The organism is Novosphingobium profundi (assembly GCF_018491765.1).
In the GTDB taxonomy this organism is placed as follows: Bacteria; Pseudomonadota; Alphaproteobacteria; order Sphingomonadales; family Sphingomonadaceae; genus Novosphingobium; species Novosphingobium profundi.
The window spans coordinates 1-18,913 of sequence record NZ_JABWCU010000025.1 but is presented as its reverse complement, the minus strand read 5'-3'; the positions used below and the strand labels follow the sequence as shown (position 1 = coordinate 18,913).

At 65.7% G+C, this 18,913-nt stretch carries 20 protein-coding genes and 2 tRNA genes; 14 read left to right on the top strand and 8 right to left on the bottom strand.

All coding sequences use genetic code 11. The annotated features are described in order from the left end of the window. Window positions 1–7 precede the first annotated feature (7 nt). From HT136_RS22960 to aroA, 6 genes are all read right to left on the bottom strand, one after another. A complete protein-coding gene (locus tag HT136_RS22960; protein ID WP_214202171.1) occupies window positions 8–1,624 on the bottom strand; it encodes a carboxylesterase/lipase family protein in 1,617 nt (538 codons plus the stop codon). A 105-nt stretch (window positions 1,625–1,729) separates the two neighbouring features. Next, window positions 1,730–2,500, bottom strand: coding sequence for a hydroxyacylglutathione hydrolase (gene gloB / locus HT136_RS22955; protein ID WP_214202170.1), 771 nt, complete (start codon window positions 2,498–2,500; stop codon window positions 1,730–1,732). A gap of 58 nt (window positions 2,501–2,558) precedes the next feature. Beyond that, window positions 2,559–2,927 carry a hypothetical protein gene (locus tag HT136_RS22950; RefSeq protein WP_214202169.1) on the bottom strand — a complete coding sequence of 123 codons (369 nt, stop codon included), beginning with the start codon at window positions 2,925–2,927 and terminating at the stop codon, window positions 2,559–2,561. Window positions 2,928–3,060: 133 nt separating this feature from the next. After that, window positions 3,061–4,767: a 30S ribosomal protein S1 gene (gene rpsA / locus HT136_RS22945; RefSeq protein WP_214202168.1), complete on the bottom strand. Its 1,707-nt coding sequence runs from the start codon at window positions 4,765–4,767 to the stop codon at window positions 3,061–3,063. Between the two features lie 232 nt (window positions 4,768–4,999). Continuing rightward, window positions 5,000–5,635: a (d)CMP kinase gene (locus HT136_RS22940; protein ID WP_214202167.1), complete on the bottom strand. Its 636-nt coding sequence runs from the start codon at window positions 5,633–5,635 to the stop codon at window positions 5,000–5,002. Then, window positions 5,635–6,993 carry a 3-phosphoshikimate 1-carboxyvinyltransferase gene (gene aroA / locus HT136_RS22935; protein WP_343222293.1) on the bottom strand — a complete coding sequence of 453 codons (1,359 nt, stop codon included), beginning with the start codon at window positions 6,991–6,993 and terminating at the stop codon, window positions 5,635–5,637. The genes HT136_RS22940 and aroA overlap by 1 nt, the downstream gene beginning before the upstream one ends. A 210-nt stretch (window positions 6,994–7,203) precedes the next feature. Between aroA and HT136_RS22930 the strand changes: the two genes are divergently transcribed. From HT136_RS22930 to HT136_RS22895, 8 genes are all read left to right on the top strand, one after another. After that, on the top strand, window positions 7,204–7,524 hold the full coding sequence (locus tag HT136_RS22930; RefSeq protein WP_214202166.1) for a TIGR02300 family protein: 321 nt from the start codon (window positions 7,204–7,206) through the stop codon (window positions 7,522–7,524). A 196-nt stretch (window positions 7,525–7,720) separates the two neighbouring features. Beyond that, window positions 7,721–7,796, top strand: a tRNA-Ala gene (locus HT136_RS22925). 200 nt (window positions 7,797–7,996) lie between these two features. Next, window positions 7,997–9,454: a signal recognition particle protein gene (gene ffh / locus HT136_RS22920; RefSeq protein ID WP_214202165.1), complete on the top strand. Its 1,458-nt coding sequence runs from the start codon at window positions 7,997–7,999 to the stop codon at window positions 9,452–9,454. A gap of 38 nt (window positions 9,455–9,492) precedes the next feature. After that, window positions 9,493–9,918 (top strand): 30S ribosomal protein S16, encoded by a 426-nt coding sequence (gene rpsP / locus HT136_RS22915; protein WP_214202164.1) that lies wholly within the window; start codon window positions 9,493–9,495, stop codon window positions 9,916–9,918. An 18-nt stretch (window positions 9,919–9,936) separates the two neighbouring features. Continuing rightward, window positions 9,937–10,446 (top strand): ribosome maturation factor RimM, encoded by a 510-nt coding sequence (gene rimM / locus HT136_RS22910; RefSeq protein ID WP_214202163.1) that lies wholly within the window; start codon window positions 9,937–9,939, stop codon window positions 10,444–10,446. After that, window positions 10,443–11,189, top strand: coding sequence for a tRNA (guanosine(37)-N1)-methyltransferase TrmD (trmD, locus tag HT136_RS22905; RefSeq protein ID WP_214202162.1), 747 nt, complete (start codon window positions 10,443–10,445; stop codon window positions 11,187–11,189). The genes rimM and trmD overlap by 4 nt, the downstream gene beginning before the upstream one ends. Then, entirely contained in the window at window positions 11,186–11,554 is a 369-nt protein-coding gene (rplS, locus tag HT136_RS22900; RefSeq protein WP_214202161.1) for a 50S ribosomal protein L19, read from the top strand. The genes trmD and rplS overlap by 4 nt, the downstream gene beginning before the upstream one ends. Window positions 11,555–11,933: 379 nt before the next feature. Continuing rightward, the gene (locus tag HT136_RS22895) at window positions 11,934–12,206 is read left to right on the top strand and encodes an HU family DNA-binding protein (RefSeq protein WP_214202160.1); all 273 of its coding nucleotides are present in this window, start codon (window positions 11,934–11,936) and stop codon (window positions 12,204–12,206) included. A 110-nt stretch (window positions 12,207–12,316) separates the two neighbouring features. On the opposite strand, the gene HT136_RS22890 is transcribed toward HT136_RS22895, so the two are convergent. Continuing rightward, entirely contained in the window at window positions 12,317–13,138 is an 822-nt protein-coding gene (locus HT136_RS22890; RefSeq protein ID WP_246544223.1) for a hypothetical protein, read from the bottom strand. A 29-nt stretch (window positions 13,139–13,167) separates the two neighbouring features. Continuing rightward, on the bottom strand, window positions 13,168–13,956 hold the full coding sequence (locus HT136_RS22885; RefSeq protein WP_214202159.1) for a TrmH family RNA methyltransferase: 789 nt from the start codon (window positions 13,954–13,956) through the stop codon (window positions 13,168–13,170). A gap of 175 nt (window positions 13,957–14,131) precedes the next feature. Between HT136_RS22885 and HT136_RS22880 the strand changes: the two genes are divergently transcribed. The 6 genes from HT136_RS22880 (at window position 14,132) to tsf (ending at window position 18,861) form a co-directional block, all read left to right on the top strand. After that, a tRNA-Tyr gene (locus tag HT136_RS22880) sits at window positions 14,132–14,217 on the top strand. Window positions 14,218–14,325: 108 nt separating this feature from the next. Beyond that, entirely contained in the window at window positions 14,326–15,075 is a 750-nt protein-coding gene (locus tag HT136_RS22875) for a phosphatidylserine decarboxylase (RefSeq protein ID WP_214202158.1), read from the top strand. A 17-nt stretch (window positions 15,076–15,092) separates the two neighbouring features. Further along, window positions 15,093–15,938, top strand: a complete 846-nt coding sequence (pssA, locus tag HT136_RS22870) for a CDP-diacylglycerol--serine O-phosphatidyltransferase (RefSeq protein ID WP_214202198.1) — start codon at window positions 15,093–15,095, stop codon at window positions 15,936–15,938. Between the two features lie 415 nt (window positions 15,939–16,353). Continuing rightward, window positions 16,354–16,827, top strand: a complete 474-nt coding sequence (locus HT136_RS22865; protein ID WP_214202157.1) for a hypothetical protein — start codon at window positions 16,354–16,356, stop codon at window positions 16,825–16,827. A 228-nt stretch (window positions 16,828–17,055) separates the two neighbouring features. Further along, complete coding sequence (rpsB, locus tag HT136_RS22860) at window positions 17,056–17,811, top strand: 30S ribosomal protein S2 (protein WP_214202156.1); 756 nt, start codon at window positions 17,056–17,058, stop codon at window positions 17,809–17,811. A gap of 123 nt (window positions 17,812–17,934) precedes the next feature. After that, window positions 17,935–18,861, top strand: a complete 927-nt coding sequence (gene tsf, locus HT136_RS22855) for a translation elongation factor Ts (RefSeq protein ID WP_214202155.1) — start codon at window positions 17,935–17,937, stop codon at window positions 18,859–18,861. Window positions 18,862–18,913: the final 52 nt, after the last annotated feature.

Here is an 18,913-nt window from a genome sequence, read left to right as displayed (position 1 = left end):
TGGTGCGCTAGCGGATGGGCGGCGAGGGGAGCGGCGGATCGATCGCTTCGTGCGCGGCCGCGATGGCCGAAAAGCGCAGGTAGTCGGGATCGAGCTGCGCCTTGGCAAGAGGCCCCAGTGTCATGCGCATCGGCCCGTGGCCACCGGTGACGCGGTAGGCGGGCCAGGTTGGCAGCGCCGCTTCATTGGGATCCCCGTTGGTGATGAAATTGACCCAATAGCGCGAGACGGTGCCCGAAACGCGGTGGTCGTCGGCAGCGATGGTCCAGCCCGTTTGCCGGTCGAGCGTGCCGAAGACGTAAGGGACTTCGGCGCCATGGTAGACGCCGAGCTTGGTGACGTCGACGCCAGGGCCCTTCGCACCGGCCCGAAGCTTGGGCGCCTGCTCGAATTGGTAGACATAGACCGGCGCTGTGCCGCTGCGTGCGGCGCTTTCGGCCCAGATCCAGGTCGGCCAGGCAAGCCCGTGGTGCCCGATCGCGGCGACGACCTGGGCGTCTTCCTTGCCCGGCTCGACCGGATAGAGCGGTGCGATCTGGCCGGCGAGGCGTCCGTAGAGCGTTTCGAGCTCCTTGGCCAATGGCGGCACGGTCGCCACGGCCGCAAAGAACGAGCCTTCGTCGTGATTCCAGCCCGCGAGTAGTGGCACGTCGTTGAAGTGACCCGAGCGAATGACGCGAAGCGGCGCGTCAGGGAGGATCTTGCCGTCGACCACGGGCAAGTGGAAGGCGTCCTTCATGGCGAGCGCGGCCTCGAGCACGGCTTGCGCGGGAAGGTGGCGCGCGGCCTCGGCATCGGGGACGCCGAGCGCGGCCATCAGGCGGGCGCCGTGCTCTTCCTCGGCGGCGAGTGAGGTCGCGCCCATGCTGCCGAATTCGGCACGGCGCAGCGCCGAGCCGCTTTCGCCGATTGCGCGCTGGAACAGGCCGTGTGCCTCGGGTGACGCCATGAGCACGCTCGTCGCAACCGATCCGGCCGATTCGCCGCCGACCGTCACTCGGGTAGGATCGCCGCCGAACCGGGCGATGTTGCGGCGCACCCAGCCCAGTGCGGCGATGTCGTCCATGAAGCCGTAATTGCCCGAAGCGCCATAGCCGCTCGCGGCGGAAAGATCGCGGGTCGAGAGGAAGCCGAAGGCGCCGAGGCGGTAGTTGATCGTCACCACGACGATGCCCCTGCGCGCGAGCGCGGCGCCGTCGAAGCTGGGCTGGGCGCCCGAACCGACGCGCGAGCCGCCGCCGTGGATCCAGACGAAGACCGGTTTGCGCGCGTCGAGCGGGCCCGAGGTCCAGACGTTGAGGAAGAGGCAGTCCTCGCTCTTGGGGCGCGAGGCGGGGCTGTCGTCGCCGACTGTCTGGAGGCAGTCGGGTCCGAACTGCGCGACCGGGCGCCGCCCCTTCCAGGCGATGACGGGGGCAGGTGGTCGCCAGCGCAGCGGGCCGATCGGCGGCGCGGCGTAGGGCAGTCCCTTGAAGGCGCGCACACCGTCGCGATCGGGTGCGGGAAGGGCCACGCGTCCACCCTCGATGGCGAGACTTGCCTCCGTCTCGGCACGGGCCGGTGCCGGCAGGGAGGCGAGGATCAGAAGGCCGGCCAGCATGCTGACGTAGGGGCGAAATGCCATTGCGGTGCTCTTTCCTGCGTGAAGGACGCGGGTAAGGCTATGGCTGTGGTTCGCGCCGTGGGGCCTGGTTGCGGGAGGTGACCGACCTGCGGAGAGGCCCGGCTGTCAGAAGGTGTCCTTGGCCGCGCGCAGAGCTGCGAAGGTGGCCACGGCATCGCCGCGATGGCCTTCGGGTGCCCAGCGCGCGCCGATAGTGGCATCGTCGGCGCGCAGGAAAGGGTTGGTGGCCAGTTCGCGCTGCAGCTTCATCGGCACGGTGGGCAGGCCCTGCGCGCGCCAGCGCCTGATGTCTTCGCCATAGGCGATGAGTTCGGCGTTGTCGGGATCGGCGTGGAGCGCGAAGCGCAAGTTCGCTTCGGTGTATTCGTGCGCGCAGTAGAGCATGGTGTCCTGGGGGAGGGCCTTGATACGCTCGAGGCTGCGCCAGAACTGGTCGGGCGTGCCTTCGAACATGCGCCCGCAGCCGAGCGCGAAGACGCTGTCGCCCACGAAGGCCATCCGCGCACCGGCGAGGAAATAGGCACAGTGCCCCAGGGTATGCCCGCCCACGTCGAGCACCTTGGCTTGGCGGTCGCCGATCGTGACGATATCGCCGTGCCTTACCATGCGGTCTACGCCCTCGATCCGTCCCGCATCGCCTTCGGGCGCGGTGATGGTGCAACCGGTAGCGGCCTTGATCGCAAGGTTCCCGCCGGCGTGGTCCTTGTGCCAGTGGGTGTTCCAGATCTGGGTGATCTGCCAGCCCTTGTGCGCGGCCTGGTGCAGGTACGCGTCGGCATCGGGCGTGTCGATGCATACGGTTTCGCCGTAGGCGCTGTCGTGCAGCAGGTAACCGTAGTTGTCCGAGAGGCAGGGGAATTGATGAACTTCGAGCATGGCGTCTCTCCTTGGCCTCCAGACTAACGGGCGAAGTGGGGGCGCGAAAGGGTTCGACTCAGTGCACCGGACGGCGCAGCGCCAGCAGGAAGACAAGTGCGAGCGCGAGCAGGATCGTGGGTACGATATGCGTCTGGAACCCGATGTAGTGCACGTAGCGGGCCATGAAGAACACGCAGATCAGCGCGCCGGAGATGACCGCGGTGATGTGGCCGAGCATGCCGATCGGACTGCGCCGGGCGCTGTCGAGGCGGCGGGCATGGGGCAGGGTGAGGAAGATGGCGCCCAGCTCGGCGACGCCGATCGCGCCGAACGCGGGGAGAGGCAGCCACGCGGCCGCGAACGCGGCGAGCACGAAGACGAGACCGAACATGTCGCGTCGGGTGTCGAGCGTGGCGGCGAGGCTGGTGGGCGAGGCGCGGTTCATGGCCACGGGCGTTAGGCCCAAGTGGCGGCAAAGGCAAACGCCCCCCGGACGAGCGCCTCAAAGCAAAAGCCCGCCCGGATCGCTCCGGACGGGCTCTTGGTGATTTCAGCTTCGGGAAAGCCGAAGGAACCGATTAACGGGCCTTCAGGGCTTCGCCGAGGATGTCGCCGAGCGAAGCGCCCGAGTCCGACGAACCGTACTGTTCCACCGCTTCCTTCTCTTCGGCCAGCTGACGGGCCTTGACCGAGAAGTTCGGCTTCTTGGAACGGTCGAAACCGGTGACCATGGCGTCGAGCTTCTGGCCGACCTGGAAGCGGTCGGGACGCTGCTCGTCGCGGTCGCGGCCGAGGTCCGAACGCTTGATGAAGCCGGTCGCGCCGTCTTCGCCAGCCTGGACTTCGAGACCACCGTCGCGCACTTCGAGAACGGTGACGGTGACGGTCTCGCCACGGCGCAGCGAGCTGCCGCCGGTGGTGACGCCGCCAGCGGCCGGAGCGCCACGCTCAAGCTGCTTCATGCCAAGGCTGATGCGTTCCTTCTCGACGTCGACGTCGAGAACGACAGCCTGGACCATCTCGCCCTTGCGGTGCAGGGCCAGAGCGTCTTCGCCCGAGATGCCCCACGCGATGTCCGACATGTGGACCATGCCGTCGACGTCGCCATCGAGGCCGATGAACAGACCGAATTCGGTCGCGTTCTTGACTTCACCCTCGACGGTCGAGCCGACCGGGTGACGCTCGGCGAAGCCTTCCCAGGGGTTCTGCTGGGCCTGCTTGAGGCCGAGGCTGATGCGACGCTTGTCGGAATCGACCTCGAGAACCATGACTTCGACTTCCTGCGAGGTCGAAACGATCTTGCCGGGGTGGACGTTCTTCTTGGTCCAGGACATTTCCGAAACGTGAACCAGGCCTTCGATGCCCGGCTCCAGCTCCACGAAGGCGCCGTATTCGGTGATGTTGGTGACGGTGCCCGAGAGCTTCGCGCCGACCGGGTACTTGACCGATGCGCCTTCCCAGGGATCGCTTTCCAGCTGCTTCATGCCGAGGCTGATGCGCTGGGTGTCCTGGTTGATGCGGATGATCTGGACGGTGACGGTGTCGCCGATGGCGATCACTTCGCTCGGGTGGTTGACACGCTTGTAGCTCATGTCGGTGACATGGAGCAGGCCGTCGATACCGCCCAGGTCAACGAACGCACCGTAGTCGGTGATGTTCTTGACGACGCCGTCGATGACCTGGCCTTCGCTCAGCTTGTCGATGAGCTCGCTGCGCTGCTCGGCGCGGGTCTCTTCGAGGACGGCGCGGCGCGACACGACGATGTTGCCACGGCGACGGTCCATCTTGAGGATCTGGAAGGGCTGCGGCACGTCCATCAGCGGGGTGACGTCGCGCACGGGGCGGATGTCGACCTGCGAGCCGGGAAGGAAGGCAACGGCGCCGTCGAGGTCGACGGTGAAGCCGCCCTTGACACGGCCGAAGATCACGCCTTCGACGCGCTTGCCTTCACCGAATTCGTTCTCGAGCTTGTCCCAGGCGGCTTCGCGGCGTGCGCGGTCGCGCGAGAGCATCGCTTCGCCGTCGGCGTTCTCGACGCGGTCGACGTAGACTTCGACTTCGTCGCCGACCTTCAGGCCATGGCCGTCTTCACCACGCGCGAATTCGCGCAGCGGCACGCGGCCTTCGCTCTTGAGGCCCACGTCGATGACGGCCTTGTCGTTTTCGATTGCGGTGATGGTGCCCTTGACGACGCGGCCTTCGAAGCCGTCGTCATCCACACCACCGAGCTGCTCGTTGAGCATCGCGGCGAAATCGTCGCGAGTCGGGTTGGCAGAAGTAGCCATTAAAGAGGGTATCCTCGGTTGTACGTGTTTCCGGCCAGGCGGTTGTTTCCGCCGGTCTTTCTCCGCCATCCGCACCATTGCATCGGCGGGCCAAAAGGGCCGTACCGCCGCCCAGGCCGAATACCTGCACGGCGTTCTCCGGATTGCCGGGGCAACCCTTCGAACCGGCGCGCCCTACGCGCGTGGGGGGGCGAATGCAAGGAAAATGCAGGCCCGGGGCGGGGCAGGGGGCTCAGGCGGCGGCGAGCGCGTCGACCGCGGCGATGGCGGCGGCGATGGCTTCCTCCCGGCGCAAGTCCGAAGTGTCGATGACAAGCGCGCCCTCGGCGACGACGAGCGGGGCGTCCTTGCGGTTGCGGTCGCGCTCATCGCGCGCGGCGAGATCGGCGGCGATCTCGGCAAGCGCGATGTCGCGGCCCTGTTCGTGCATCTCGAGGAAGCGGCGCTGCGCGCGCGCCTCGACGCTGGCGGTGACGAAGAGCTTGGCCTGGGCCTCGGGGGCGATCACGCTGGCGATGTCGCGCCCGTCGAGGACCGCGCCGCCCGGCTGCGTGGCGAAGGCGCGCTGGCGCTCGTAAAGTGCGGTGCGCACCGCAGGGTGGATCGAGACGCGGCTTGCCAGGCCTCCGGTCGCTTCCGCGCGCAGTTCGGGATCGCCGAGCCGATCGTCGGTGAAGTCGCAGGCGGCGAGCGCATCGGCAGGGTCATCGGGATTGCCGCCGGCAAGCGCGCACTGGCGTCCGACCGCGCGGTAGAGCAGTCCGGTGTCGAGATGCGGCAGGCCATAGTGCGCGGCGAGTGCGCGCGCGATGGTCCCCTTGCCCGAGGCCGTGGGGCCGTCGACCGCGATGATGAGGTCTTGCGCCATCAGGTCATGAGCCCTTCGAGCATCGACTCGAAGACCGGGAAGCTGGTTGCGATCGGGCGGGTGTCGTCGATCATGACGCCCTCGCGGCTCGCGAGGCCGGCGATCGCCATGGCCATGGCGATGCGGTGATCGAGATGGGTGGCGACCTCGAAGCCCGCGCGGGTGCCTGGCAGCGGAGCGCCCCCCGTGCCGGTGATGACGAGGCCGTCGGCCTGCTCCTCGATCACGGCGCCCGCCGCGCTCAGTGCCGTCGCCATGGCGGCGAGCCGGTCCGATTCCTTGACGCGCAGCTCGTCGAGGCCGCTGGTGGTGGTCACGCCCTCGGCGAGCGAGGCGGCGACGAAGAGGGCGGGGAACTCGTCGATCATGCTGGGGGCGATGGCCGGATCGACTTCGATGCCTTTCAGGGCCGAGTGGCGCACGTGAAGGTCGGCGACGGGTTCGCCGCCAACTTCGCGTGCGTTGAGCTTGTCAATCTGGCCGCCCATCGCGATCAGTACTTCGACGAGGCCGGCGCGGGTGGGGTTGAGGCCGACGTTCTCGATGACGACGTCGCTCCCCGGCGTGATCAGCGCGGCGACAAGGAAGAAGGCGGCGGACGAGGGGTCGCCGGGGACCTCGATGGTCTGCGGCTTGAGCTCGGCCTCGCCGGTAATGGTGATGACGCGCGTACCGTCGGCCTGCACCTCGACTTCGAGATCGGCGCCGAAGCCCTTGAGCATGCGCTCGGAGTGGTCGCGGGTGGGGACCGGCTCGATCACGGTCGTCTTGCCGGGCGTGTTGAGGCCGGCGAGCAGGATCGCGCTCTTCACCTGCGCCGAGGCGACGGGCAGGGTGTAGGTGATCGGCACCGAGGGGCTGGCACCGCGCACGATGAGCGGCAGGCGGCCGCCCTCGCTCGCGTCGAAACTTGCGCCCATCTGCGAAAGCGGAGTGATCACGCGGTTCATCGGGCGCTTGGAGAGCGAATCGTCCCCGGTGAAGCTGGCGTTGATCGGGTGGGTGGAGACAAGGCCCATCAGGAGCCGCGTCGAAGTGCCCGAATTGCCCATGTCGAGCGGCCCCTTGGGTTGGAGCAGCGCGCCGACCCCCACGCCGTTGATCGTCCAGGCGCCTTCGCCGGTGCGCTCGACATGCGCGCCCATCGCGCGCATCGCGGCGGCGGTGGCAAGCACGTCCTCGCCCTCGAGCAGGCCAGTGACCTTCGTCTCGCCTACTGCCAGCGCGCCGAGCATGATCGAGCGGTGGCTGATCGACTTGTCGCCCGGAACACGGATGCGGCCCTTGAGCGGGCCTTGCGCGGCAAAGCGACGCGGACGGGCGGAGGCGGGGTCGGCTGCGTGCGAGTTGGAGGTCACGACGGGGTGGTCTTTCTGGTCTTGGCGTGAGGCGTAAAATCGCGGCGGCTTTTGACAGCGCGAGCCGCCTATGGCAAGGCGCGCGCCCTGATGTGGCCCGAACGCTTGATTTTGCGCCTTTCCGCTTGATCTTGAAGCAGGGCCTTTCCATCAATAGACGGTATTTCCAGCGCCCGTGGCTTCGCGGGTCGCCCAAGACGAGGACATTCCATGGCCAAGCCTGAATGGGGCGCCAAGCACGGCTGCCCGAAATGCGGCACCCGTTTCTACGATCTGGGCAAGGACGACCCGGTCACCTGCATCGAATGCGGCTACGCCTGGCATCCCGAGCCGGTGCTCAAGTCCAAGCAGCCGATTCCCTACGAGGAAGCGGAAAAGAAGGAACAGGTCGAGCAGCAGGACAGCGATCTTGCCGATGACGATCTGGACATCGACGACGACGGCGATTCGCCCGATAACGACGTCGATCTCGGCGGTGACGACGATCTCGGCATCTCGGGCAGCGACGACGACGACGACCGCGACGAGTAAGTCTCAGCGGGTCAAGGCACCATCAAGGGGTGCTGGCAAAGAGACCTTCGAGGGGTCGATCCAAAAAAATTCGATCCCTCGAAAAAAGTTCTTGCCAGCTCGAAAGAACACCCCTAGATGGCGCTCCACCGGACGGGGCGCTGCCTCGAAACGGTAGCAAAACCAAGCTTCCCAGGTTGGTTTTTCGAAATGGCATGGGGCCTTAGCTCAGCTGGGAGAGCGCTACAATGGCATTGTAGAGGTCAGCGGTTCGATCCCGCTAGGCTCCACCATTTCCTTACAGATGCCGCTTCTCGCAAGAGGGCGGCTTCTGTCATTTGAGTTTCGCGCGATACGCGATACGCTGGTTGACGAGTTTTCGTCCACCGGCGTTTTTCGCATGTTATCCCGCACGCGTCGGTCGGCAAGGTTTTGCCCACCGGCGTTTTCGGCGTTCGACGGGCCCTCGGTTCGTCACAGATGGAGCTAGGTCATGTTCGACAGCCTTTCCGATCGTCTCGGCGGTGTGTTCGACAAGCTGCGTGGCCGCGGCGCGCTCAAGGAGCAGGACGTCCGCGACGCCATGCGCGAGGTGCGCATCGCGCTGCTCGAGGCCGATGTCGCGCTCCCCGTCGTGCGCCGCTTCGTCGACCAGGTCACCGAGAAGGCCATCGGCCACCAGGTGCTGCGCTCGGTCACGCCCGGCCAGCAGGTCGTCAAGATCGTCAACGACGCGCTGGTCGAGACCCTGGGCGGCGAACAGACCGCCGAACTCGATCTCAACGCGGCGCCGCCGGTCGTGATCATGATGGTCGGCCTCCAGGGCTCGGGCAAGACCACCAGCACCGCCAAGATTTCCAAGCTGCTCAAGGACAAGCAGGGCAAGAAGGTCATGATGGCCTCGCTGGACGTGAACCGTCCGGCCGCCCAGGAGCAGCTCAAGGTGCTCGGCGAGCAGGTCGGCGTCGCCACGCTGCCGATCATCGCCGGACAGCAGCCGACCGAGATTGCCACCCGCGCGATGCAGGCCGCGAGGCTTCAGGCCGTCGACGTGCTCATGCTCGACACCGCCGGTCGCCTCCACGTCGACCAGCAGCTGATGGACGAGATGAAGGCCGTCGCCGCGATCGCCACCCCGCGCGAGACGCTGCTGGTGGTCGACTCGCTGACCGGCCAGGACGCGGTCAACGTCGCGCAGAGCTTCGCTGGCGAAGTGGACCTCACCGGTGTCGTGCTCACCCGCATGGACGGTGATGCACGCGGCGGTGCAGCGCTCTCGATGCGTGCGGTCACCGGCAAGCCCATCAAGTTCGCCGGCACCGGCGAGAAGATGGACGCGATCGAGCTGTTCCACCCCAGCCGCGTCGCCAACCGCATCCTCGGCATGGGCGACATTGTCTCGATGGTCGAGAAGGCCGCCGAGGCGGTCAAGGTCGAGGAAGCCGAAGCGCTTGCCAAGCGCATGGAGCAGGGCAAGTTCGACCTCAACGACTTGCGCACCCAGCTCAAGCAGATGCAGAGCATGGGTGGCCTGGGCATGCTGGCGGGCATGATGCCCGGCATGAAGAAGGCCAAGGCCGCGATGCAGCAGTCCGGCATGGACGACAAGGTCCTGGTGCGCATGGAGGCGATCATCGGCTCGATGACCCCCAAGGAACGCGCCAATCCCGCGCTTCTCAACGCCAAGCGCAAGATCCGCGTCGCCAACGGCTCGGGCACGCAGGTCCAGGACGTCAACAAGGTGCTCAAGATGCACCTCGAGATGTCCAAGGCGATGAAGCAGATCAAGAAGATGGGCGGCCTCAAGGGGCTGGCCGCGATGTTCGGCAAGGGCGGTCTCGATGCCGCGATGCCGGGACTGGGCGGTCAGGGCCTGGGCGGCGCGGCCGGAAGCCTTCCGGGGCTCGGCGGAGCGGGTGGTCCCGATCTCAGCAAGTTTCTCAAGAAATAATTCCAAGCATTTGTAAGATTTAGAAGAAAGGTAAAATCATGGCAGTCTCGATCCGTCTGTCGCGCGGTGGCGCGAAGAAGCGTCCCTACTACAAGATCGTCGTCGCCAACGCGACCGCGCCGCGTGACGGCAAGTACCTCGAGCAGATCGGCACCTACAACCCGCTGCTCGCCAAAGATGACGAGAACCGCGTGAAGATCAACGGCGAGCGCGCTTCGTACTGGCTCGCCGTCGGCGCCCAGCCGACCGACCGCGTTGCCCGCATGCTCGACAAGGCCGGCATCAAGGAGCGCAAGCCCACCAACAACCCCAACAAGGGTCAGCCGGGCGACAAGGCCAAGGAACGCGCCGAGGAGAAGGCCGAGAAGGCTCGTGAAGCCGAGGAAGCTGCTGCCGCTGCCGCCGCTGCTCCGGCCGAAGAGGCTCCGGCCACCGAAGCCACCGAAGAGTCGACCGAGGCGTAAGCTTTCGGGATACGGCACATGGCACAAGACAAGTCCGTCACCCTGGCCGCCGTCGCCGGCGCGCACGGGGTGACGGGCGAAGTTCGCCTCAAGCTGTTCGGTGAAGGCGTGGCAGCGCTCAAGCGCTACCGCGCCTTCAACGATTCCAGCCTTACGCTCAAGAAGCTCAAGGACGACGGGAAGGGCGGTGCGATTGCCCGCTTCGAGGAAGTCACCGACCGCACCGCCGCCGAGAAGCTGCGCGGCACGGTGCTGACCGTCCCGCGCGAGGCCATGCCTGACCTCGCCGAAGGCGAATATTATCACGCCGACCTCATTGGCCTTGCCGCGGTTTCCGATGAAGGCGCGGTGCTTGGTACCGTGATCGCGGTCGAGAACTTCGGCGCGGGCGACGTACTCGAGATCGAGCGCGCCGAACCCGACGAGAAGGGCCGTGTCCAGCGCTTCATGGTGCCCATGACCGAGGCCGCGGTGCCTTCGTGGGACGCGGAGAAGCTGGTCGTCAACGCGGCTTTCGCCGAACAATGACCTTCGCCGCGACTGTCCTCACGCTCTATCCGGACATGTTCCCCGGGCCGCTCGGCATCAGCCTGGCGGGCCGCGCGCTCGAGCGCGGGGACTGGTCGATGGATGCGGTTCAGATCCGCGACTTCGCGACCGACAAGCATCGCACCGTCGACGACACGCCGGCGGGCGGGGGCGCGGGCATGGTGCTCAAGGCCGACGTGCTGGCAAGCGCCATCGACCATGCACGGGCAACCAATCCGGGGGCACCGGTGCTGGCGATGACGCCGCGCGGGAAGCCGATCTCGCAGGCCCGCATCCGCGAGCTTGCGGCGGGGCCGGGGGCGATCCTCCTGTGCGGCCGTTTCGAGGGTTTCGACGAGCGCATCTTCGAAGGGCGCGATGTCGAGGAAATCTCGGTCGGCGATATCGTTCTTTCGGGCGGCGAATGCGCCGCTTTGATGGTACTGGACGCTTGCATTCGCCTGCTTCCGGGCGTAATGGGCGCGGCTTCCAGCGGAACCGAGGAATCGTTCGAGGACGGCCTTCTCGAGTATCCGCACTATACCCGACCCGTCGAATGGGAAGGGCGCACGATCCCTGAAGTGCTGCGATCGGGGGATCATGCGAAGATCGCGGCCTGGCGGAAACAACAGGCCGAGGATCACACACGGTCACGCAGGCCGGACCTTTGGGAACGTCATGTCGGCGTTCGGGACCGTCTGCCTCTGTCGCGCGGCAAAAAGACGAAGGACTTAGGTTCATGAACCTGATTCAGCAGATCGAGGCCGAGGAAATTGCCAAGGCCGCCAAGGAAATCCCGACCTTCCGTGCCGGTGACACCGTGCGCGTCGGCGTGAAGGTCGTCGAAGGCCAGCGCACCCGCGTCCAGAACTTCGAAGGCGTGGTCATCGCGCGTTCGAACCGTGGCATGGGTTCGAACTTCACCGTTCGCAAGATCAGCTTCGGTGAAGGCGTGGAGCGCGTTTTCCCGCTCTACTCGCCCAACATCGACAGCATCACCGTCGTGCGCCGCGGTATCGTGCGTCGCGCCAAGCTGTACTACCTGCGTGGTCGTACCGGTAAGCGCGCCCGCATCGCCGAGCGTCGCGACGTTCGCACCGAAGGCTGATTCGGTTGCATTCGTCCCGGCTTCGGCCAGGGGCGGCAAGGAGGCGGTTCGCATGCGAGCCGCCTTTTTTGTATTCGCAGGCCCCGCGAGAGGGATGAGTCTGTCTATAACATGGGCGCGAGGCTTGGTCTTCGAGGCCGCCGATGTGCACAGGGGCTCGTCACTCGATCCGATCGGCGTGATTCGTGTTCACTGTGCATGTTGCAATGCACAATGGCTTCGCATGCTTAAAATGGCGGAAAAACACGATAAACTGCGAAATTTCGAGTGGTTTAGGCTTTGACAGCGTCCGCAAAAACCGCTCAATTCCGTGTCCTCTTACGAGGCGAATCCAGCTTCCCATCATATCCTGTTTTACTGAAAGGTAGGGGGTTCATATATGAACAAGAACGATCTCATCGGCGCCGTCGCTGAAACCAGTGGCCTGACCCGCAACGACGCCACCAAGGCTGTCGAAGGCGTGTTCGACGCCATCACCGGCGCCCTGAAGAAGGGCGACGAAGTGCGCCTCGTCGGCTTCGGCACCTTCTCGGTCGCCAAGCGCAAGGCGTCGACCGGTCGCAACCCGCGCACCGGCGAACCCATGGAAATCGCGGCTTCGTCGCAGCCCAAGTTCAAGGCCGGCAAGGGCCTCAAGGACGCCGTCAACTAAGACGTCCTGACGAGCCCGTAACGCCTCACGGGCTTCATGAACGAAAAACGCCGCTCCTGCTCAGTGCAGGAGCGGCGTTTTTGTTGTGCCATCGCCTGGCGCGCGCCGCATCAGGGCGCGAGCTGGAGGAGGGCAGTCGGAGCGGCCGGGGTGCGCGGATTGATCGCCCAGCTCAGGACTTGTCCGCCTTCGCCCGGCGACGGGCCTTCGTCGGTGTTGTTGGCCAGGATCCTGGCATCGGTGTGGATCGAGAACGTCCCGTCGGCATATTCGGACGGGCTGCCGTCGCTTCCCGATCCCAATGGCGACCCCGCCATCAGGCCAGAGGTGGGGACGTTCGTGCGGTCGGGTCCGAAAGTGGGCGCATTGATGCGCACGCTGCCGTCCTTGCGCGGGGTGATCTGGATGAAGGCGTTGGCCATCGGAAAGCCTTCGAAGATCGGGAACACGAAATCGTGGTCGAGGCGTCCCGATACTGCGTAGTCGACGTCGAAGACGCCGCCCCCGATGTACTCCACCTTGTTCCAGCCCTGGCGGCGGCGGAGCCGGTCGGCCAGTTCCTGGCCGGCCTTGGGGTCGGTTGGGTGCATGCCGTTGAGCAGGGCGCGGGCAACCTGCGCGCCCTGATCGGCGCTGCTGGCGCGGTTGGCCTTCTGCTCGGCGATTTCGGCCTCGCTGCAGGGGCGTTCCTCGTAACTCTCCTCATCGTGGCAGGCTTCCGGCTCGAACGGCTTGGCGGCCTTGTCTGCCTCTTCCTTGAGCGGGATCATGATCAATTCGCCGGTATAGCGAAATGCGAAGCTGTGGTCGGCGTGCACGTCGAGCCGGGCGGTAAAGCGTCCCGGCGCGAAGAAGCAGGCGGCGACGAGCAGCGAGAGGATGCCCGCGGTCAGACCCGCGAGCATCCGGCGATCGAATTGGGGATGGGCCATGGCGACGTCCTGGTGTCGATCGCGCCCGGTCAGCGGGTCGCAGCCGCGTAAAGCGCGATGGCGGCGGCGTTGCTGACGTTGAGGCTTTCCATGGCGGCGCTGATCGGCAGCTTGGCGATGGCGTCGCAGTGCTGGACGATGTTGTGGCGCATGCCGTCGCCTTCCGCGCCCAGGACGAGGCAGACAGGGCCGGCGGGCAGGGCTTCGCCCAGCGTGGACTGCGCCTCGCCGTCCAGACCGATCCGCCAGTAGCCCGCCTCGGCGATCTCCTCGAGCGCGCGCGCGAGGTTCACGACGCGGATCCAGGGCACGACTTCGAGCGCTCCCGAGGCGGATTTGGCGAGCGTGCCCGATTCGGGCGGGGCGTGGCGGTCCTGGGTGACGATGCAGCAGGCATCGAAGGCGGCCGCCGAACGCAGGATGGCGCCCACGTTGTGCGGGTCGGTGACCTGGTCGAGTACCACGACCGGGCGCGCCGGATCGCCTTCCAGCACGTCGGCGAGAAACAGGTCGTCCATCGGCTCGCATTCGAGCACGAGCCCCTGGTGGGGGGCATCGCGTGCGACGAGGCGTGCCAGATCGGGTGCTTCGGCCCATTCAACGGGAAAATCTTCGGGCAGTTCGCCGTCGAGTGATTCGATTCCCTCGCGTGTCGCCCAGAGTTTGCGATGCACGCGATTCGGATTCTTGAGAGCCGCCTCCACCGCGTGGCGCCCCCACAAGCGGACCATGCCACTGCTCGCGCGCCCCGAACCTCTGCCGTTTTTCATGCGTCCGGCCCGGCCGCGCAGGGCCTTGCCCCCACCGCGCTTGCTCATCTCGATAGATCCTTTTTCAAAAAAAATTCATTTTCTGTGCCGCTCCTGCCAGCGACCCCATTGACAGGCAAGGCTCACTTCGGCATTGGCGCGGTCCTCGGCAACGGGGGCCAACAAAAAGGCCTCCGACCAACGGGATGATCCCTCGGGAAAATCCCAGCCAGATGACTGGTGTGGACAGGTGGCCGAGTGGTTAAAGGCAGCAGACTGTAAATCTGCCCGCGCAAGCGTACGTTGGTTCGAATCCAGCCCTGTCCACCACCAGCCTCCCCCTTCACAGGCGCCTCAACACGGGCCGGACCGACAAGGGGGGAACCGAGCAAGCTTCCCGGCATTGCGGTCTTATCCCGCTCTCATTAGAGGGAAGCAATGTCCTCAGATATTCTCGATAATCAAGGTCGCGGCGAAGCTTCGTGGCAATGGCCTTCCATCCACCCCGAAGGTCGCAAGTTCGGCGCCATCGCCGGCGTCGTCGCGCTGGCGGTCTGGTTCTTCTTCGGCCCCTGGTTCGGATGGCCGCTCGCCGTCCTGACGCTGTGCGTGCTGGCGTTCTTCCGCGATCCGCTGCGCGTGACCCCGCGCGACGAGCGCGCGATCATCGCGCCGGCCGACGGCCTCGTCACGTTGATCCAGAAGGTGTCTCCCCCGCGTGAGCTGACCGTCGACGATGGCAGCGGCATGGCTCCGCTGTCGAGCGAGCCGGTGACGCGCATCTCGATCTTCATGAGTGTCTTCGACGTCCACATCAACCGCGCGCCGATCGGTGGCACGGTGCGCCGGGTGATCTACATTCCGGGCAAGTTCGTGAACGCGGATCTCGACAAGGCGAGTGAAGAGAACGAACGCCAGCACCTGCTCATCGAACGTGGCGACGGCCTGCAGGTGTGCTTCACCCAGATCGCGGGCCTGGTTGCCCGCCGCATCGTCCCATTCGTCAAGCCCGGCGACATCATTGCCGCTGGACAGCGCATCGGCCTTATCCGTTTCGGCAGCCGCGTCGACGTCTACCTTCCCGCCGGAACCGAGCCTCGGGTCCTCATGGGACAGCGAATCGTCGCGGGTGAAACCGTTCTGGGTGAAATCGGGGCTGCGCCGCTCATCGAGGGCGTCTGCCAGTGAGCGATCAGGATATCGGTATGGCCGAGCCGTCCGACGCGACGGTTGTCGCGGCAGGGCCTTCGCGCTCGCCGCGCATTCCCAAGGGGCTGACATTGCGGGCCCTGGTCCCCAATGCGATCACTGCGGCGGCCTTGTGCTCGGGGCTGACCGGTATCCGTTTCGCCATAGCCGGTGATTTCGAGAAAGCCGTTCAGGCGGTGATCCTGGCGGGCGTGCTCGACGGTATCGATGGCCGCGCGGCCCGCCTGCTCAAGGCCCAATCGCGCTTCGGCGCCGAACTCGATAGTCTGGCCGATGCGATCTCGTTTGGTGTGGCGCCGGCGCTCATTGTTTATCTCTGGACACTCCACGCGCTGCCGAGCCTGGGCTGGATCGCGGCGCTTGCCTTCGCGATTTGCTGCGTCCTGCGCCTCGCGCGGTTCAATGCGCGCCTCGATCTCGATGACCAGCCGCACAAGCAGGCCGGTTTCCTGACCGGGGTTCCGGCTCCGTTGGGTGCGATCCTCGGCTTTCTGCCGCTCGCGCTGTGGATTGCGACAACACGTCCCGAGTTCGCCAATCCGGTAGGCGTGGCCATCTGGATGGTGCTGATCGCGTTCCTGATGATTTCGAACCTGCCGACGCTGGGCTGGTCGCGCATGCGACCTGCGCCGCATCTGCGCCTCTTCGTCATTGCCCTTGTCGGGCTGGCGATGGCAGCGCTGCTGACCGAGCCCTGGCTGACGCTGGTGGTTCTTACCGTAGGCTATCTGGCGCTCCTGCCTTACGGCCTTCTCGTCTATCGCCGTGTCAGGCAGCAAGGCCCAGAGCTCGAGGCCGAACCGGAGCTTGACGAGCCGGACGCACCGCTCGGCCCATCGTGACGACCTGGTTTGCGTGACGCGCCTCCCCAAGGGCGGGGCGTTCGATCACGGACCAGGAAACGAGGTAGGTCTCGTTGCAGGTGCGCAGCTGCTGCGTGAGCGCGCGCGCCGAAGCGCCGAACCGGAGCACGGTCCCGACGACCACGAAGACCGAAGCAAGCGCGGAAAATGCGAAGAAGCTGGCGGCAAGGGCTGACATGACCGTTTCCTTTTTCGGGCCCTGCGGGCTGCGCCCGGGCTGTGGGTAACTTGTGGAAAACGCGAATCTGTTCTATCAATGTTCCGATATCCCGCTTGTTCCTCATTTGTTCCCATTGTGTCAAGCGCGAATTTGGCGTGGGGTGGATGCGGACGGGACGCGCGACGAAGCGCGCTGGGCTCTTGCGTGGCGCTGTCTGACTGAATAGGGTTCCTTATGGTTTCCGACGGTTTACCTCTTCGCCTGATCACTCTTGACGGTTTGTCGCAGTGGTGTGCGCTGAACGCATTCTCGATCGAGGAAATCGGGCCTGACGAGGTTTTCCTGACCGATCAGGGTACCGGCAGTTCCTGGTCGCTGTTCCGCGTCGAGGACTGGCTTCAGTTGAAGGGCCTCGTGATCGAGGACATCGAGCCGGGGCTTGCCTTGTGCCTAACCCTGGCGCGGCTGCACGACCGTCTCCTCGGGTGCCGCTTCTCGATCGACCAGCAGCATGGCCTCGTAGTGGTTGCCGATTTCCCGCGCGCCGCACAGGCAATGGAAATCATTGGCGAGACGCTGATGCAGATGCAGTCGATCATCGACCAGACGGTGATCCTGCTCGAGGACGTGATCGAGAGCGACGTGGCGGCCGACGAGTTCTCGATCGACCGCGCCTTCGGGATCACCGGTTCGCTCCGCGTCCACTGAGGCTGTCGGACTTGCAGCGTGGCGCTGCAGGCCATTCCATCATCTGGCTACTTGCATCGCAGGGCGAAGGCGGCTAAGGGGCGGCGCGCCTGATGGTATGGTTTCCCTGAATTCGCAGGATCCGACCAAGGGCGAATCCACATGGAAAGCGCACATACCGGTGCCGCAGCGGGTCCAAGACCCCACGGTTCCTGCTTTCCAGAGGTACAACCGGAAAGGAATTATCCTATGGCGGCTCCTACCGTCACCATGCAGCAGCTCATTGAAGCTGGCGCTCACTTCGGCCACCAGACCCACCGCTGGAATCCGCGCATGAAGCCGTACATCTTCGGCGCGCGCAACGGCATCCACATCATCGACCTGTCGCAGACCGTGCCCCTGATGGCTCGCGCTCTCGACTTCGTCTCGGCTACCGTCCAGGCCGGCGGCAAGGTGCTCTTCGTCGGCACCAAGCGCCAGGCCCAGGAGCCGATCGCGCAGGCTGCGCGTTCGTGCGGCCAGCACTTCGTCAACCACCGCTGGCTGGGCGGCATGCTCACCAACTGGAAGACGATTTCGCAGTCGATCAAGCGCTTCAAGGCGCTCGAAGAGCAGCTCGCCGGCGACACCCACGGCCTGACCAAGAAGGAAATCCTTCAGCTCACCCGTGAGCGCGACAAGCTCGAGCTCTCGCTCGGCGGTATCCGCGACATGGGCGGTATCCCGGACGTGATGTTCGTGATCGACGCCAACAAGGAAGAGCTGGCGATCAAGGAAGCCAACGTTCTTGGCATCCCCGTCGTCGCGGTGCTCGACACCAACGTCAACCCGCAGGGCATCTCGTTCCCGATCCCGGGCAACGACGACGCCAGCCGCGCCGTGCGCCTGTACTGCGAAGCCATGGCCCAGGCGGCCACCAAGGGCGGCCAGGACGCCATGTTCGACAGCGGTGTCGACATGGGCGCCATGGACGAGCCGGCTGCCGAAGCCGCCGTCGAGGCCTGATAGCCCGGCGATAGACGACAACTTCGTCACGGAATTGTCGCGCGCCGGGTCCATGGGGCTCGGCGCGCACCTGTATTCGGGACCGCGAGGACGCGGTCCACACCAAACAAGAGGATTTGAGCGATGGCTGCTTACACTGCCGCAGACGTGAAGACCCTGCGCGAGCGCTCGGGCGCCGGCATGATGGACTGCAAGAAGGCCCTCGACGAAACCAACGGCGACATCGAAGCCGCGGTTGACGCGCTGCGCGCCAAGGGTCTGGCGGCTGCCGCCAAGAAGTCGAGCCGCACCGCGGCTGAAGGTCTCGTCGGCGTTGCCGTCACCGGCACCCGCGGCGTGGCCGTCGAGGTGAACTCGGAAACCGACTTCGTTGCGAAGAACGAGCAGTTCCAGGACTTCGTGCGCAAGACCACCGAAGTGGCTCTGGGCGTGGACGGCGATGACGTCGAGGCTCTCAAGTCGGCGGCTTACCCCGACGGTGGCTCGGTTGCCGACAAGCTGACCAACAACGTCGCCACCATCGGCGAGAACCAGCAGGTTCGCCGCATGAAGACGGTCTCGGTCGCGCAGGGTCTGATCGTTCCCTACATGCACAACGCGGCCGCCACCGGCCTTGGCAAGATCGGCGTTCTCGTCGCTCTGGAATCGGACGCTTCGGCGGACGTCCTCGAAGGCCTCGGCAAGCAGATCGCGATGCACATCGCGGCCGCTTTCCCGCTGGCGCTGACCGCTGAAGACCTCGATGCCGACCTGATCGCGCGCGAGCGCAAGATCGCCGAGGAAAAGGCCGCCGAATCGGGCAAGCCCGAAGCGGTCCAGGCCAAGATGGTCGACGGCGCGATCGCGAAGTACGCCAAGGAGAACGCTCTCCTCTCGCAGGTCTTCGTGATGGACAACAAGACCCCGATCCTCGACGTCGTCAACGCGGCGGGCAAGGAAGCCGGCACCAAGATCGTCCTCAAGGACTTCGTGCGCTTCCAGCTCGGCGAAGGCATCGAGAAGGAAGTCTCGGACTTCGCGGCCGAAGTGGCAGCTGCCGCTGGCATCTGATCGTTCCGATCGGACCGAATTCGAAAAAGGCCGCAGGAGCACACGCTCCTGC

What these genes read in the sequence shown, in the direction of transcription:
- HT136_RS22930 (WP_214202166.1), top strand. Translation starts at nt 7,204, where the DNA reads ATGGCCAAGCCTGAATGGGGCGCCAAGCACGGCTGCCCGAAATGCGGC.
- HT136_RS22940 (WP_214202167.1), bottom strand. Translation starts at nt 5,635, where the DNA reads ATGGCGCAAGACCTCATCATCGCGGTCGACGGCCCCACGGCCTCGGGC.
- tsf (WP_214202155.1), top strand. Translation starts at nt 17,935, where the DNA reads ATGGCTGCTTACACTGCCGCAGACGTGAAGACCCTGCGCGAGCGCTCG.
- HT136_RS22950 (WP_214202169.1), bottom strand. Translation starts at nt 2,927, where the DNA reads ATGAACCGCGCCTCGCCCACCAGCCTCGCCGCCACGCTCGACACCCGA.
- ffh (WP_214202165.1), top strand. Translation starts at nt 7,997, where the DNA reads ATGTTCGACAGCCTTTCCGATCGTCTCGGCGGTGTGTTCGACAAGCTG.
- gloB (WP_214202170.1), bottom strand. Translation starts at nt 2,500, where the DNA reads ATGCTCGAAGTTCATCAATTCCCCTGCCTCTCGGACAACTACGGTTAC.
- pssA (WP_214202198.1), top strand. Translation starts at nt 15,093, where the DNA reads ATGGCCGAGCCGTCCGACGCGACGGTTGTCGCGGCAGGGCCTTCGCGC.
- HT136_RS22885 (WP_214202159.1), bottom strand. Translation starts at nt 13,956, where the DNA reads ATGAGCAAGCGCGGTGGGGGCAAGGCCCTGCGCGGCCGGGCCGGACGC.
- HT136_RS22875 (WP_214202158.1), top strand. Translation starts at nt 14,326, where the DNA reads ATGTCCTCAGATATTCTCGATAATCAAGGTCGCGGCGAAGCTTCGTGG.
- rpsB (WP_214202156.1), top strand. Translation starts at nt 17,056, where the DNA reads ATGGCGGCTCCTACCGTCACCATGCAGCAGCTCATTGAAGCTGGCGCT.
- HT136_RS22960 (WP_214202171.1), bottom strand. Translation starts at nt 1,624, where the DNA reads ATGGCATTTCGCCCCTACGTCAGCATGCTGGCCGGCCTTCTGATCCTC.
- trmD (WP_214202162.1), top strand. Translation starts at nt 10,443, where the DNA reads ATGACCTTCGCCGCGACTGTCCTCACGCTCTATCCGGACATGTTCCCC.
- rplS (WP_214202161.1), top strand. Translation starts at nt 11,186, where the DNA reads ATGAACCTGATTCAGCAGATCGAGGCCGAGGAAATTGCCAAGGCCGCC.
- HT136_RS22865 (WP_214202157.1), top strand. Translation starts at nt 16,354, where the DNA reads ATGGTTTCCGACGGTTTACCTCTTCGCCTGATCACTCTTGACGGTTTG.
- rpsA (WP_214202168.1), bottom strand. Translation starts at nt 4,767, where the DNA reads ATGGCTACTTCTGCCAACCCGACTCGCGACGATTTCGCCGCGATGCTC.
- rimM (WP_214202163.1), top strand. Translation starts at nt 9,937, where the DNA reads ATGGCACAAGACAAGTCCGTCACCCTGGCCGCCGTCGCCGGCGCGCAC.
- HT136_RS22890 (WP_246544223.1), bottom strand. Translation starts at nt 13,138, where the DNA reads ATGGCCCATCCCCAATTCGATCGCCGGATGCTCGCGGGTCTGACCGCG.
- HT136_RS22895 (WP_214202160.1), top strand. Translation starts at nt 11,934, where the DNA reads ATGAACAAGAACGATCTCATCGGCGCCGTCGCTGAAACCAGTGGCCTG.
- rpsP (WP_214202164.1), top strand. Translation starts at nt 9,493, where the DNA reads ATGGCAGTCTCGATCCGTCTGTCGCGCGGTGGCGCGAAGAAGCGTCCC.